This window comes from Psychrobacter sp. ANT206, from assembly GCF_056880555.1.
Map to the genome: position 1 here is coordinate 1,676,523 of NZ_CP096271.1, position 15,794 is coordinate 1,692,316.

General features: G+C 40.9%; 12 protein-coding genes and 1 other RNA gene. 6 read left to right on the plus strand and 7 right to left on the minus strand.

Annotated elements, in window-relative coordinates:
- Positions 1 to 124: 124 nt before the first annotated feature.
- The 4 genes from M0221_RS06970 to ffs all read right to left on the minus strand — a co-directional run bounded on the left by M0221_RS06970 (position 125) and on the right by ffs (position 4,983).
- On the minus strand, positions 125 to 985 hold the full coding sequence (locus M0221_RS06970) for a hypothetical protein (protein ID WP_483283367.1): 861 nt from the start codon (positions 983 to 985) through the stop codon (positions 125 to 127).
- A 105-nt stretch (positions 986 to 1,090) separates the two neighbouring features.
- A complete protein-coding gene (locus M0221_RS06975; protein ID WP_483283368.1) occupies positions 1,091 to 4,024 on the minus strand; it encodes a M48 family metalloprotease in 2,934 nt (977 codons plus the stop codon).
- Positions 4,025 to 4,082: 58 nt separating this feature from the next.
- Positions 4,083 to 4,679 carry a LemA family protein gene (locus tag M0221_RS06980; RefSeq protein WP_149491686.1) on the minus strand — a complete coding sequence of 199 codons (597 nt, stop codon included), beginning with the start codon at positions 4,677 to 4,679 and terminating at the stop codon, positions 4,083 to 4,085.
- 207 nt (positions 4,680 to 4,886) lie between these two features.
- An RNA gene (gene ffs, locus M0221_RS06985) (signal recognition particle sRNA small type) lies at positions 4,887 to 4,983 on the minus strand.
- A gap of 244 nt (positions 4,984 to 5,227) precedes the next feature.
- On the opposite strand from ffs, the gene M0221_RS06990 reads away from it, so the two are divergent.
- Complete coding sequence (locus M0221_RS06990) at positions 5,228 to 5,944, plus strand: SIMPL domain-containing protein (RefSeq protein ID WP_149491687.1); 717 nt, start codon at positions 5,228 to 5,230, stop codon at positions 5,942 to 5,944.
- Positions 5,945 to 6,042: 98 nt separating this feature from the next.
- On the opposite strand, the gene M0221_RS06995 is transcribed toward M0221_RS06990, so the two are convergent.
- Together M0221_RS06995 and glnA are read right to left on the minus strand one after the other, a co-directional pair.
- Positions 6,043 to 6,864: a DUF4124 domain-containing protein gene (locus M0221_RS06995; RefSeq protein WP_483283369.1), complete on the minus strand. Its 822-nt coding sequence runs from the start codon at positions 6,862 to 6,864 to the stop codon at positions 6,043 to 6,045.
- Between the two features lie 195 nt (positions 6,865 to 7,059).
- On the minus strand, positions 7,060 to 8,469 hold the full coding sequence (gene glnA, locus M0221_RS07000; protein WP_011513771.1) for a type I glutamate--ammonia ligase: 1,410 nt from the start codon (positions 8,467 to 8,469) through the stop codon (positions 7,060 to 7,062).
- A 774-nt stretch (positions 8,470 to 9,243) separates the two neighbouring features.
- Between glnA and M0221_RS07005 the strand changes: the two genes are divergently transcribed.
- From M0221_RS07005 to M0221_RS07025, 5 genes are all read left to right on the plus strand, one after another.
- A complete protein-coding gene (locus tag M0221_RS07005) occupies positions 9,244 to 9,867 on the plus strand; it encodes an anthranilate synthase component II (RefSeq protein WP_483283370.1) in 624 nt (207 codons plus the stop codon).
- A gap of 45 nt (positions 9,868 to 9,912) precedes the next feature.
- A complete protein-coding gene (gene trpD / locus M0221_RS07010; protein ID WP_011513773.1) occupies positions 9,913 to 11,052 on the plus strand; it encodes an anthranilate phosphoribosyltransferase in 1,140 nt (379 codons plus the stop codon).
- Between the two features lie 63 nt (positions 11,053 to 11,115).
- Positions 11,116 to 12,003 carry an indole-3-glycerol phosphate synthase TrpC gene (gene trpC, locus M0221_RS07015; RefSeq protein ID WP_483283371.1) on the plus strand — a complete coding sequence of 296 codons (888 nt, stop codon included), beginning with the start codon at positions 11,116 to 11,118 and terminating at the stop codon, positions 12,001 to 12,003.
- A gap of 103 nt (positions 12,004 to 12,106) precedes the next feature.
- Complete coding sequence (locus tag M0221_RS07020; RefSeq protein WP_011513775.1) at positions 12,107 to 12,838, plus strand: Smr/MutS family protein; 732 nt, start codon at positions 12,107 to 12,109, stop codon at positions 12,836 to 12,838.
- Positions 12,839 to 12,946: 108 nt separating this feature from the next.
- Positions 12,947 to 13,633 carry a DNA-3-methyladenine glycosylase family protein gene (locus M0221_RS07025; protein ID WP_483283372.1) on the plus strand — a complete coding sequence of 229 codons (687 nt, stop codon included), beginning with the start codon at positions 12,947 to 12,949 and terminating at the stop codon, positions 13,631 to 13,633.
- Positions 13,634 to 13,654: 21 nt separating this feature from the next.
- Here the strand turns inward: M0221_RS07025 and M0221_RS07030 are convergent, their stop codons facing one another.
- The gene (locus tag M0221_RS07030; RefSeq protein WP_483284767.1) at positions 13,655 to 15,601 is read right to left on the minus strand and encodes a mechanosensitive ion channel family protein; all 1,947 of its coding nucleotides are present in this window, start codon (positions 15,599 to 15,601) and stop codon (positions 13,655 to 13,657) included.
- Positions 15,602 to 15,794 lie beyond the last annotated feature (193 nt).

A 15,794-nucleotide genomic window follows, 5' to 3' on the forward strand; every position in this document is an offset into this window, starting at 1 on the left:
ATCGTTGTTAGTTGGGTTTTAAAACTTATGGGATTTAAAAGTTAACCATTGAAATACTTTTTACGTTTTTATTTTATTGGCTAACGACTATGTTGCTTATAAAAAATCATCAAAACTTTCACTATTAATCAGCCGAACCAGAAATCATTTCCCAAAGCGTGCGCTTCAAGCGACTATCAGTAAGCATTTGATCTAACGTTGGTGCAGCAGTCAAATCGGGATGCTCAAGCCCTTCAGGTAACGCAGTCAACGCCAATACCTTTATTTCTTCTTCGCAGCGTCCAATTTTAAAGACATGTCCAGCAAAACTGGCATTGGCAAGTTCAGCCGTATCCATGCCCTCACAGATAGGGAATGATGTTGTCTCACAAGAGATTGATAGCGCTTGTGTGATATTTTGCCACAGTTTTTGGCTGTCATTATTAAGCGCTTGAATATCAGCAATGATTACCCAATCGCCATAACGACCACCTTGTAAGTCGAACGGTGCTACCTTAAGGGTATGGTCATAATGACTGTCATTAGCAAATACCCGCTCATCAAACAGGGCAACGTCTTGTTGAACGACCGTATTTATCTTAGAACCAACTGCGGTATCAGGGCTGACTGCATCAAAACTATAAGTAACTGGGCTTTGCTTGTTAAAGGTATGCGCGCTTATATCTTGGAGGTCGTCAATTTCCGCTTCATTATATGGATAAGCAGAGACATCATGGTCAGCCCTGCTATCTAATATTTTAACGTTTTCTTCATCTGGATCTGCGATGCTGACAACTGGCTGTTCATTATTTGGCTGTGTCTTGACGTTGCTAGTAGTAGAATCAGACTGAGTCATACTGGGCATGACAGTAGATGCTGCAATATCACTGATATTAAGAGTTTCTGAGCTTGGCTGCACCCACTGATTGATACCCATCATCGCTAAAATCTGACGCTGCTGTACACGGTGCTGTAATACCAGCTGCGGGTCTTGGATATCACTCATGCGACTCTACTATCCTACTTATCTAAAATGGGTTTACAGGCTTTTACTGTCAAAAACGATGCTAACAATTACTTGATGCATTAACTATAAAATCGTCCAATCTACCTAAAAAAGCTGTCTAACACCAAGCCAGTGCTCTGCTAGTATCGTTAAGCAATCATATTCATCTTGGCTGACTATCGTATCGTGTAACATCACTGTATGCAATGTACTTAGCCATTGACGATAATGGCTAACTATATATAGATTATCAGTAATGACATCATCAATATGGCTGTTTTTTATAGCGCCATTATACTCTATTTGACCATCACTCTGCTGCCTGTCTTGATAATTATCACCAGCCTCTTCACTGTCTATGCTTGATGATATAAAAACAGGCACTGCTTCTATCAATGCCAATAATTGCACACTATTTAAATTTTGTGCAGTCAATAGTAGCCATTGTAAATTTGCATCGCTCACTGCTGTTAAATCAATATCAATCAGGCGTGCATGACGGCGTACATATACAACATAATTGGACACACTAAAACTTCTATCCCTCAGAGCTGATGCTACCTGACCTTTGACATCTTTTGATAATCGGTAGGCTAGTAGCGTTAATATTGTTTTTTCAGCGTTGCCAAGGCTGTTAAAAACCTGACCTGATGGATCAAGCTGGGCATAAATATCATCTAAACCAGCTCGTAACTCCAGTTGCCATGATTCATTAGCATTTGCTAACTTATGGTTTAAAACACCAGACAGTATAGGCAGTAGTTGCTGTAAGTGCAGCGCCTGCCATAATGACAAAATTGATGGTGACCGAGAGATTGTATTCTCTGAGCGCGTGAATACTGGTTTAGGCTTATCAATATAACTATCATCGTTGGCTATATTATCAGCAAAATTTCTGCTCAAATCGACGGTTAACTGGCTTTTAAACAGCTGAATGATGCCTTGCTGATAGCGCATCAGCATGGTACGAGATTTTGTTTGCTGTTTATAATATAGATGGCTTTGGTGGCTATGGCTACTTTCACTTTTTAGGCGTAATTTATTTATCACGCTTTTAGATAAATCATGCTGGGATAGTTGCTTTATAGCAAATATTATCAAAGCACTATCTAACCGCCGATCAATACCAGCAACCACCTCTAGTAACTGCTGGTCTATGGCATGCAACAATATTTTCTGATCACTCATTGTATCAATTCGAGGTTTTACATTAGAAGTAGAGCTGCTATCAGTCGTAGTCACTACCCTATCTTTAGGAATACCACTCCAGATATCTGATAAATCATAAGTGGCAGTGGTAGACAATATGTAACCTTGATGGCATAACATCACTGCCTCAATCAAAGCCTGCGCACCCCGCGGATGGTAACTGTGATTAAGCACATATTGTGGCAATGACACCTTGTTTATATCAGCAGTACTGATTAAATTTTTTGCCAGTAGGTCGCTATCATGCTTTGCTTGCCATGGCCTTATCAGCTGACGTTTATCAATCGACTTTGCTTTTACTTGTAAACGCCCATCAACTATCACATCGTTCTCTACAGCAAACTCAAGACCTGAGTCCGTGTTTAACTCACTACTTATTTTTGTATCATTGTTCTTATAAATACTAGGTGATGACTGAGATTGAAGTATGATTTTTTCTGGCGATTCTATACTTAGGCTATTATTTCTTCTTTTTAGGCTATTTGCTGTTATTACTCCCCAATCACCCAGCCGGCGCTGCTCATAAACTTCTTGTACTTTCTTCTGATTAATACGTTTTTCTTTGGCAACTTGTATGGCAAATTTGTGATAAGTATTGGCATTAATGGCGCTCATACGCTCACTCAAACTTGGATGAGTGGCAAACCATGAAACATCACCTAGGTCGGCGCCGCTACTGGCAAAGAAAAAATGACTAAGTCCATTAATATCGGCGATACCTGTCAAGCGCGAACCCAAGGAATCTTGATGAATGGCTTGTAAGGTTTCCATAATTGCTGGCGAGCGTGTGAGCTGTATACTGGTCGCATCGGCTAGCAATTCACGCTCGCGGTTAAAGCTGCGCTTGATTAGTTGGGCACTTGCCATGCTAGAGAAGCTCAACCCATGTATTAGTAATGTCCAGATATTACGCGGTGCTTGTCGATCTATTACAGGTCTATTTTGCAACCATTTCGACTGACGCTTGGCTGAGGACTGCTGTTGTTGTGATTGCTGCTGCCAGTAAGTGACCCACTCACTATGAGTGGTAAAACGGGCGGTTTGCGCCTCTGTACTGCGTGCAAAATGATCAACTTGTCTCTGTGATAGAGACTGATGGGAAGTGATATCAGTATCAAGGGAACGATGATTGGAAATTGGATCACTCCAGTCATAGAGTAATTGTAAGCCTGCTAACACCACCATTAGTTGTAGATTAAACTTGGGATCACCATGTAAGAGATGACCATATTCGTGCCCTATCAGACCATATAGCCCCTCATCAGACAGTTTATCAAGTGCGCCTTGGGTAACTACAAGCGCCATATCTTGACTATGACGACCCGCAACGAATCCATTGATGCCTTGCTCGTTAGGCAACACATATAATATTGGCATACTAAAACCTGAAGCAATCGCTAGCTGCTGGGCAATCTCATAATAGCGACGATAAACAGGCGGGAAATCACGCTCATCATGTACCGCAATTTGGCGTGCACTGAAGCGAACCTTTGGTACAGGCTCATGCTGATGAGCAACCCCTTGACTATGCTCCCACGCATCTTGGCTGTGGTCGATAAATAGCCGAACCCCGCCCACGCGTTGGGCAATAGCGCGACCACCCGCTTCTAAACGTCTGTACTCTAAAAAACTGCCAATGACAAAGCTACCGATTATCCAGACCACAACCAGTATCAACACCCAATGGTAAATGACACCAGTAAATATCGTCAGCAGCAGCGCCATGATACCCAGCGCTACTGCCAGATGTGCAAAGACAATGAGAAAAAATAGCCCATAGAGCAACAGACTTCGCTGAGTACGAGTACGCTGTTCACCAAAAAAATCCATCTAGTTGCCTGACTTAAAAATAGCTGAACGCATTTAAGCATACGAACGTAATGAAACATCAGCCCATATTGACGACAGGTGCTTGTGCAATCGCTTTTCTATCTTCAAAGACCAATGGACTGAGAGGACGAAAACTAAAAGTCGTGCTAATCAGATTATTGGGAAATACCTCGCGGTCATTGTTGTAGAACATTACGCTGTCATTATAGTGCTGACGGGCAAAGCCAATGCGGTTCTCAGTATTGGTCAGCTCATCCATTAACTCTTTAATCATGCTGTCTGCTTTTAGCTCAGGATACGCTTCCACAACCGCTGAGAACTGTCCTAATGCTTTGGACAACATACTCTCAGCCTTGGCAAATAGCGCCATGTGTTCAAGCGAGTCTGGCTGATGCTTGCTAGAATCCTGCAGACTCTGAGCATGGTTGCGCGCACTAATAACGCTTATCAGCGTCTCTTCTTCGTGAGACAAGTAACGTCTTGTAGTTTCGACTAGGTTTGGAATCAAGTCATGACGACGTTTTAGCTGTACATCTATCTGCGCAAAACCATTTTTTGCTTGATTACGGGCGCGTACCAACTTATTAAATATTGATGTACCAAAAATCATTACCAATACAACCACTACAATGAATGACCAAACAAACACTTTCATCGTCAGACTCCAATACGCTTTGTATTAATCTTATTGTTAATAAAAGTTACTGTATTGTATTTTAACTTATATAGTTTACTAAAAGTTCAAAATAAGACAAAAGACAGGCGAAAAAAAAGCCCTTTATAATGAAGGGCTTATTATCAGGATTCAATATTTGGGCTTATTTATATATTTTATTATCAAATTTTGGGCAAAAAAAAGCGACCCCAAAAGCACATCCTCGGCACACATTATAACTATTACCGTTGCTACCTTCCGGTCCTGGCGGGATTCATAGAACAATGTTGCGAGGCTACCAATGGGGCCACCAGCTGCAGATTATACAAGAATTTTTTATTATTACAACCCCAATCGTAAAACTGTTTACTTTTTATACTACATGGGACTGTAACTTAAGTGACAAAATTCTCACAGCGATACTTTTAAATTTTGCTATTTTAGCTAAGAAGCTTAAATGCTATAAAAAATGCCAAATAAATAAAATGCATTTTTATGGCTTTCAAATTAACTTCTTCAAACACAATTACGTCATTCAGGAGATTATGATGAAAAACATATTAACTAGTAAAGCTGCTCTCAGCACTGGTACAGCGCTTTTATTAATAGCGATGATAGGAAGCGCTCATGCAGCACCAACTGGCTACGACCAACTTACTTTTCAGGCAGAAGTAAAAGAAGAGATTCAAAACGATGAGGTCACTGCTAGCTTATATAAAAAAGCACAGGCGACTGATGCAAAAGCATTAGCAACCACATTAAACACTTCGATTAATAATGCTTTAAAAATCGCTAAACGCTACCCAACTGTCACCGTCAGTACAGGGCAACAGCGTACCTACCCACGCTATGATAAAAGCAATAAAATCATTGGCTGGACAGGACAGGCAAATATCGATCTAAAAAGTACGGATTTTACCGCAACTAGCCAGCTGATTGCTGATTTACAAGAAACCTTAGTGATGGAAAATCTCAGCTTTGGTGTTTCAGATATCAAAAAGAATGCGTTAGAGCAAAAGCTAATGACTGAGGCTTCACGCGCTTTTCAGCAGCAAGCTAAAAATATGACCCGTGCTTGGGATGCACGCGGCTATCGTGTCGTCAATGTCAATCTAAACACTGGCAGCAATTATCCGCGCCCGATGTATAATGCAATGAGTATGAAAGCTGAGAGTGCTGATGCGTCGGTACCAAGCCAAAACTTTGAATCTGGTAACAGCACCATCTCAGTCACTGCCAATGGTACGATTGAGTTGACTAAATAAAATGCAGTCAAAGTTATATGAAAAGATGAGTATGAATAAAGGCAATCGCTGATATCAGTGATTGCCTTTATTTTTTAGATAACATTATTCATCATAGTCTATTTAATAGCTGGCTGTTCAAGTGTCATAGGTGTGTCTACTTGTGGTTTATTAAAGGTTTGCATATTAGGCTGTTTGCCATCTTGACGCAGTTTTAACAACACCTTTTGATGCCAAGGCAAGCGCTGATAAGCCAAAAGCTGCTCAGCAATTTTTTTATTATTTTGCAATGTCTGCGTATTTTGAATCACATAAATAGTTCGTGATATTTGCTTTAACGTCTGCCCTTTCGCGTTTTTGACTACAGCATTGATTACATGAGAACCCGGTAAAATATCAACCGTAGAAATTGAGGCACTTAAACCTTGGGCCACTTCATTACCATCAAGCGTAATACTCACACTATCTCCTACTTGTAGTGCAGGTTTAGTTTGTAGAGTGACCACGATACTTTGCGCCGGACGACGATAGGCGCGCTCTTCGCTAGGCTCAATCATCGTCAATTGATAACTGACGCGTGGTGCTTGAATTGCGCTTGAAGCACTTGCCATCGCTGGCGGTGTTGCATTGCTAGTGACCATTGGCTTAGCAGGTGCAATAGGATTACTATCTACTGCGGTGCTGTTATTAGTAGCATTATTGGATGTAGAGCGAGTGTCCGTTATAACAGAAGTTTCACTAATTTGCTTGCCCGGTTTATTTTCGTAGTTCTGAGGGCGATCGGTAAAGGTGACTTGACCCGTTTTTTCATCAATGATTTTATAAATAGCAGCGGCATTTGCAACAGGCATCCAAAGACTAGCCGTGCTAACTATAAAACCCGTCAGCAGGCTTAAAGTCACACTTTTATTCAAAAGATTACTTTTTGATAATAGAGTCATAGTCAGTCAGCCTAATAGATACTTATTATTAATATACAGATGAAACTATTATGCGTTACTTTTCATATTAAAGCAGTATCGTCTGCACAGAAATTTTGTCAGCTCAGTCAACACAAATATTCAAGAGCAAAAAAAACCAGCTAAGATCTACTTAACTGGTTTTTTATTAAAATCATTGAGCGTATTAGCTATAAATTAGCAGCTGTAATACAAGTCAAATTCAACTGGATGTACCGTGATATTAACGCGCTGTGCTTCTTCTTGTTTTAGAGCAATATAAGCCTCTAACATCTCTTTAGTGAATACATCGCCTTTTAATAAGAACTCATGATCATCTTTTAGTGCTTGTAGCGCCACTTCTAAGTTTTCAGCGACCGTTGGGATCAGTGCTTCTTCTTCTGGTGGCAAATCATATAAATTTTTGTCAGCTGCTTCACCTGGATGCATTTTGTTTTGAATACCGTCAATACCAGCCATCAACAACGCCGCAAACGCTAGGTATGGGTTGGCTGCTGGATCAGGGAAACGTGCTTCAACACGCACTGCTTTTGGGCTACTAACGTGCGGAATACGGATAGACGCTGAACGGTTAGATGCTGAGTACGCAAGCTTGATAGGCGCTTCATAATGTGGCACAAGGCGCTTATAGCTGTTGGTCGATGGATTGGTAATCGCATTAAGTGCACGGGCGTGTTTAATAATACCACCGACAAAATACAATGCCGTTTCAGACAAGCCCGCATATTCATCACCAGAGAAAGTATTGACACCATCTTTTGAGATTGAGATATGGACGTGCATACCAGAACCATTATCACCAACGATAGGCTTTGGCATAAAGGTTGCTGTTTTTCCAAACTGATGAGCAACGTTATGTACAGCATATTTGAGTTTTTGCACTTCATCTGCTTTGCGTACTAGAGTGTTAAAAGCAACGCCAATCTCTAACTGACAAGGCGCAACTTCATGGTGATGGACTTCGATACAACCTTCACCAATCATATCTTCAATGCGATCACACATGACAGTACGCATATCTTGTGCGCTATCAACCGGTGGTACTGGTACATAACCGCCTTTGACACGTGGGCGATGACCCATGTTGCCCCACTCGTAGTCTTTATTAGTTGACCAAGCGGCTTCTTCAGCGACGATTTCATGACTGACACCAGACATGCCCACAGACCATTTTACTTCATCAAACACAAAGAATTCAGGCTCAGGACCAAAATAGGCAGTGTCACCAATACCGGTAGATTTTAAATACTCTTCAGCACGGCGCGCGATAGAGCGTGGATCACGGTCATAACCTTGTAGGGTTGATGGCTCAATGATATCACAAGTCACAACAACCGTAACCGCATCAAAGAATGGGTCAATAAACGCCGTATCAGGATCAGGACGCAAAATCATGTCTGATGCTTCAATCCCTTTCCAACCAGCAATCGATGAGCCATCAAACATTTTGCCATCTTCCATCGATTCTTCATCAACGCTATGAGCTGGAAAGCTCATATGATGCTCTTTACCGCGGGTATCAGTGAAGCGGAAATCAACCCATTTAGCGTTGGATGATTTGATCAGATCAAGTAGTTTATTTGACATAGATAGTTTCCCTAGTGATTATCATGGTACTGAAATTATGGTAATGGCTTTGTATTACTAAACAGTGCTGAGGTTGAAGATAACGGTTTTTACTCGTTATTCATACTAATAGCCAGTATCTGTCTTTATTATTAATGACACATTTTTATCAATCAGACAAATGCAATTGCTATATTAGCAATATCTCGCTAATAATGTTGCACTCTTCAGACGCTGATTGATAAATAGTTTGTGCTGCAAGGCAATACAAGATACTTGTATGCTAGGAAGATGCAAGATACTTGTATGCTAGGAAGATGCAACAGCCATGCCAACCTAGCTAGTTTCATTACTCTATATCATCAGATTTTTAATTTATTACTAACAAATACAGTCGGTTAAATAAAATACAGTCTAATCTTTCAGAAAAAATATTCTCTCACATTTGCTTCTAACAATGAATATTGATGATTCAATATCATAATATTAGCATCATAATAGTGCATAGATAAGAATATATTTAGTGCATGTGCACCATAGTAGAACATTTACAAATATTTTTTGAAAATATACTTTTTTAACAGCGGTAATGGTGCCAAGTTGCCGTTCCATTAACGATTAAACATCCTTTTATCTATCGACATTCAATCTATAGAATCATCACATTTGATAGACGACAAAATAATGTTAATATAATGATGCCATAAAACCTTTAACATTAAGTGACATAGCAAACTGCCATACAAATTTATTAATCAATACCAACAGTAAACATCTCAATAAGTTGAAGCCCTCATGATTCTGATGATCGATAACTACGACAGCTTTACATATAATATTGTACAGTACTTCGGTGAATTGCAGCAGGACATCACCGTTTGTCGTAATGATGAGATTAGCATTGAGCAAATAAAAGCGCTTGCGCCTGACGTCATCGTTATCGGTCCTGGACCTTGCACCCCTGATAGCGCCGGTATCTCACTTGAATTGATTGATACTTTTAAAGGCATGATACCAATACTGGGTATCTGCTTGGGTCACCAAGCTATTGGACAGGCGTTTGGTGGTAACATAGTCAAAGCAAGCGAAGTGATGCACGGACGCTTATCCGCTATTTACCATAATGGACAGGGTGTGTTTATGGATTTACCCAATCCTGCACAGTTTACCCGCTATCATTCACTGGTTATTGATAAATCAAGCTTGCCTGATGGCTTTGAGATCACTGCTTGGACACAACATATCGATGGCAGCATAGAAGAAATCATGGGTATTCGTCACCGTGACTTTGCCATTGAAGGGGTACAGTTTCATCCTGAATCTATTTTAAGCGAGGCCGGCTATAAGCTGCTTAATAACTTTTTAAGAGCGCATCATTTGGCTGTTATAGACACCGATAACTTGCCACAGGTAGGCTAGCCGCTAGAAATTATCTAAAAATTTAAAATAATAATAAGTGAGAATATGATGACCACTGCTCCTTTGCAGAATGTACTTTCAAACGTAACCCGTACGCCAGAAGATATCCATCAGCTGTCAGATGACAGTATCCATGAGCTACTAACCACCGCATTAGGTAGGATTTTTCAACACATTGATCTGACCTTTGATGAGATGTATCAAGTGATGCTAATCATCATGCAAGGCAGATGTAGTGATGCCATGATGGGTGCTATTTTGACCGGTCTGCGTATGAAAGGCGAATCAATCGATGAGATTACCGCCTCAGCAAGTGCTATGCGTGCCTTAGCGTCAAATATCGCCCCAAAAGACTGTGACTATATGGTCGATATCGTTGGTACAGGTGGTGATGGTGCCAACTTATTTAATGTCTCTACAGCGGCAGCGTTGGTAGCAGCAGCAGCAGGTGCACAAGTTGCCAAACATGGTAACCGCGGTGTTTCAAGCAAATCTGGTAGCTCGGACTTGCTTGAGCAAGCTGGTATCAGTCTATCGCTGACACCTGAGCAAGCTCAAGCCTGTATCGAAGACCAAGGTATTGGCTTTTTATTTGCGCCAAACCACCATAGTGCCATGCGTTATGCCAATCCAGTACGCCGCGAGCTAAAATCTAGAACGATTTTTAATATTTTAGGTCCACTCACCAACCCTGCTGGTACGCCCAATTTGGTGATTGGCGTTTTTACCGCGCAATTATGTGAACCTTTAGCAAAGGTCATGAAAAATCTAGGCGCGCGCCACGTGATGGTCGTCGGTGCAAAAGATGGTTTGGATGAAATAAGTCTCGCAACCTCGACCACGGTGGCTGAATTAAAAGATGGTGAAATTTCTGTCTATGATATGATGCCAGAGGATGCAGGTATTGATTCACAAACCTTGATTGGGCTTGATGTTGACTCACCAGCGCAAAGCCTCGAGCTAATACGTGCCGCTTTGTCAGGCACAGAGACACATGAACGATCAGTGCTTAAAGCGCGCGATATGATTGCGTTAAATGCAGGCGCAGCGATATATACTGCAGGACTTGCAAGCAACTATCCAAACGGTGTGAGCCGAGCACAAAAAATTATCCAAAATGGCGAGGCTTTAGTGAAGCTTGAGTCTTTGGCACAATATACGCAGCAATTGGCAGCCAATGCTTAACTTATAAGTACATAAACCTAGCCATCATAGACTATTTATCTTTAACCATATTTGGATACCGCCATGACTACTAACAAAACAGTTGGCTCACATATTCCTTCAGTATTACAACGTATCGTTGCTACCAAACATGAAGAGGTTGCTGCTGCTCGTAATCTGTTATCACTTGAGGACTTACAAGCGAAAGTCGCGGCAGATAAACAACCTCGTCGCGGTTTTGCCAGTGCATTGCGCGCCGCTGATATCGGTATTATTGCTGAGATAAAAAAAGCCTCGCCTTCTAAAGGTATTATCAATCACAACTTTGCGCCGGCTTTATTTGCTAAGCAGTATGAGCAATCAGGCGCAAGCTGTCTGTCTGTATTGACAGATCGCGATTACTTTCAAGGTGATGATAGCTACTTGGTCCAAGCACGTGAAGCTTGTGATCTGCCGATATTACGTAAAGACTTTATGATTGATGTCTATCAGATTTATCAGTCATATTTACTTGGTGCAGATTGTATATTACTGATTATGGCGTGCCTTGATGACGCACAGGCGCAAGAGCTACATGCGCTAAGCATCGAGCTTGGTATGGATGTGTTGATAGAAGTGCATACGGCAGAAGAGCTTGAACGTGCCCTACAACTGCCACATTCAGAGCACAATATCTACGGTATCAATAACCGTGACTTAAATACCTTTGATGTGGATTTGCAGACGACACTTGATTTAAAGAACGCCCTATTACGCGAGCTTGCTATTGATGATGCATTTTCTGCTAACCCTAATGATAGCTTGCTACGACCGCTCATCGTAACCGAAAGTGGCATTCACAGCAGTAACGATATCCGCATGATGCTAAGCCATAATATTCAGCACTTTTTAATCGGGGAGCAATTTATGAAAACCGATCATCCTGGACAAGCATTACAATCCTTACTTGCGAGCGTCGCAGCACAGGCGTAAAGTAAGTGAGATAGTTTAGATAAAGCCACTATGAAAATAATCATTATCTTTATTACTTACTCAATTAATCATTTATTCACTAACCAACGATACATTAATTATTATGTCAAACTCTCTATTTTCAAAAGAAATGCAAGACCAACTTAAAGAGCTTAAAGGTCAATTGAGTAAAGGTCGTGATACCGTGTCACCTGATGGCGACGACGGTAAGCCCACTGAGCCTGTCTCGCTATTGACTCAAAAGCAAGTTAAAAAAACCGTCAAACAGATGGATAGCGAACATATCGATGACGATAAAGTCTTGTTCATGCAAGCAATGAATGGTGTCAATCAACTCGACGATAAAAACGTACGTTCACCTGCCAATGCAGCAAAAGCCAAAAAGCCTGATGCAGCGACACTGTCTAAACGTGCAGCCGCTCAAGGTGGCGAAGCAAGCGACTTGGGCGCTGGTTTATCAGATATGCAGGCTTTATTGAACCCTGTTGCTGGTGAAGCCTATTTATCTTATAAAAACCCTACCTTACAAAACAAAATTTTTACCCAGCTAAAACAAGGTAAATTGCGTTGGTATGATGCTGTAGATATTCATGGTTGCACTATTGAAGAAGCACGTGTAGCGATGACTCAATTACTCAGCCAAGCAAAGCAAAACAATGAAACATCGGTAAAAATCGTCCATGGTAAAGGTAGTGAAGCGATTCTAAAAACTTGCGTCAACGGTTGGTTACGTCAATTACCAGAAGTGTTGGCATTTTGCTCAGCCCCGCCAAAAGATGGTGGCAATGGCGCTGTATTGGTATTATTAAAAAAGAATAAGCCTGATAGCGAGTAAGCTCTTTGGTTTAGGAACAAAAAAGGACTGCAAATAAGCAGTCTTTTTTTATAGCTGTATTTAACCTATATTCAGTAGGTAAATTTAATTATTTAGGACAAGTCTCTCATGGACGTACAAAATACTGAGATAATAAAAACCGTTAAAAGTCTTAAAAACATCGAAACCGTTAAAACAATTGAAAATAATAAACACCTAAAACTTCACATCGAGGCACTTATTGCTATTGAACCAAAATTTGCTTCTATTTATGAGCAAGTGGGTACTCCAGACTTAAGACGTAATACTGGCGGCTTTGAGCAGCTAATGAGAGCGATAGTTGGTCAACAGCTATCTGTAGCGGCGGCTTCCAGCATTTGGAAAAAACTGCTTGATGCTAACCTCACCTCACCGCAAACGATTATTCAGGTAGAAGAGGATATATTGCGAACACAAGGGTTATCTAAGCAAAAAATTCGTTATACGCGCTCATTGGTTGAGCATGATATCGACTTTGAAGCATTAACCACCATAAGTGATAAAGAAGTACTTGAGATACTCACTGCCGTCGTTGGTATTGGCTGTTGGACGGCTGAAATGTACTTATTATTCTCTTTAGGACGAGCTGATGTACTCGCGGTCGATGACTTGGCGATTAAAGTCGCAGCGATGGATTTGCTAGGTCTAGCAGAACGTCCAACACCAAAACAATTAAAAATGGCGACCAAAGATTGGTCGCCACATCGGAGTGCTGCTAGTTTACTACTATGGTCACATTACGGCTGGCTAAATAATAGAAAAGCAGTGCCTTTATAATAGGTTATCTTATTAAATGCTTCATATCTTAGGGAATCTAAAGCTCTTTTTAACCTGCTTGAACTTTAGTTTTGCTAAATTATACCCACGATTTTTATGAATGCGTTTGTATCTATTGTCGATCATATCCTTTTTTAAGCCATCTTTGGGTTTATCTGCGGTCTGCTCATTATCAACAGCATTCACATCTTTGCTTAAATTAACGGCTTCAGGCTTATCATCAGCAGCATTTTTTTTATCAGCTTTCTTGTCAACCGTCTCGCCTTCTTTACTTTCATGATCTAATTCAGCCTGAAGCTCTGGTTGCTTAACAATCAGCTGCTGTGTTGGCAGGGCATGCTCTACATTATACTTTCTAACTTGCATTAATAGATCAACAAATAGCACGTCTTGTTTTTCATAAAATTCGATGATACCAGTGGCATTGATATAGGCTTGCAATTGAATAATATAACAATCTTGACGCAACTCTAAGATGTTAACTTGGTTCCATTCTTGATTGGTTAATTCATGTTCATCCAAAAACGTATCCAAATGCTTGACCATTTTAAACACAACATCAATATCAGCGGTACGCTTGATATATAGCTGATGCAAAAAGCGGAACATATCACGCGAGGTAAAGTTTTCAATTTGCATCGATGAAAAATCACCATTAGGTACTGTGACGATAGTCCGAGTCAAAGTACGCACGCGCGATGAGCGAATACCAATATCAATAACAGTACCTTCATAGGTACCAAACTTGCAATAATCACCGATACGTACGGGCGAATCTGCCACTACTACCACACTACCGACTAAGTTTTCGATGGTCTTTTGCGCACCTAATGCTAACGCTAAACCACCGACACCTAATGCCGCAATACCCGTCGTTAAGTCAAAGCCCAAGTTACCAAAAGTGACGATGACTGCAAATATCAATAACAGTGCTTTGACGACTTTGCGTAGTAGCCCCAAAATTGAGACCCGTTCAGTATAGTTTTTCTTATAGCTTAAGTTCACTGCACGGGTAAATAATGCATCGATAATGCGTAATAACAACCACGTTATCGCCACCCACGAAGCAATCTCGGCGAAACGGTTGACAGGCTCGCGCAGGGTCACTGACACGCCCGCATAAACCATCACCTCAGATAAAATCAGCGCCATAATCACCACCGCTAGCGGCAATATCACTTTATCTGGCAATGGTAGCGGCACATCACGGACACGAGGGTAAGTGATTTCTAATAAATGATACAGTAGCCATACTGCGATGTACGTGAACAAAAAACTACTGATAGTCATCATTAAAGCGGCTACCAAATCAGCCAACTGATAACCAAAAAGCTTTTTGCCTTCCAACGAGTCAATGGTATAACGAGAAACCAAAGTCGGCTCATAGTTCTCTATCGCCTCTGGTATTGAGCTGAGTGTATCGGTAGAAAACTGCCAATATTGCTCACCTTCTTTTGACACCACTCTTTCAAGTAATAGAGGAATGCTGGCATCACTGACTTTGATGACACCTACATTTTCTTGGCTTGGCGGTAGCTGATCGGTCAAATTGCCTTCAGGCGTATTATTAATCTGCAAATCAGCCTGAAAACGACCACCTGCATCGAGGGCTTGCTTGAACTGTCGTACAATGGTTGTGGGATTATCGGATTTAGATAGGTTTAAGTAATTACTCGCCAGCAAATAATCATTTTCACCCAATGCTGCAATAAATCCTTGCACCGTATGCCGAGGCGTATCGCGTCCGAATGAATCAGGTATCGATGTGCCATCCCCTTCCTCAGTCTTAGTCCCACCCACACCCAGTATGCTCGTCTCAGCTGCCAACGCACTAGGCTGCGAGAGGACACTAAGTGCCATAGCAACGAGTAGTGTTATCACGATTAATGGTAATTTCATCAATGACATCGATAAAGATGGCACGGTAGTGGTATTCAGACGATGTTTAATAAACAAAACAAACCTCATGGCTTTATGAATGGCATAACGAAAAACGGGAAAAATCTGCCCTATAATAACAATTATGATGGTCAAAAATATCACTAGTGAATAAAAAAATGATAAATAGCTTGTCCTTTGCTTAAAACAATCAAAGATAGCTAATAGTGAATAATATTCACCCTATGATGAATAAACATTAGGTGAAAGTGGTTTATAAATG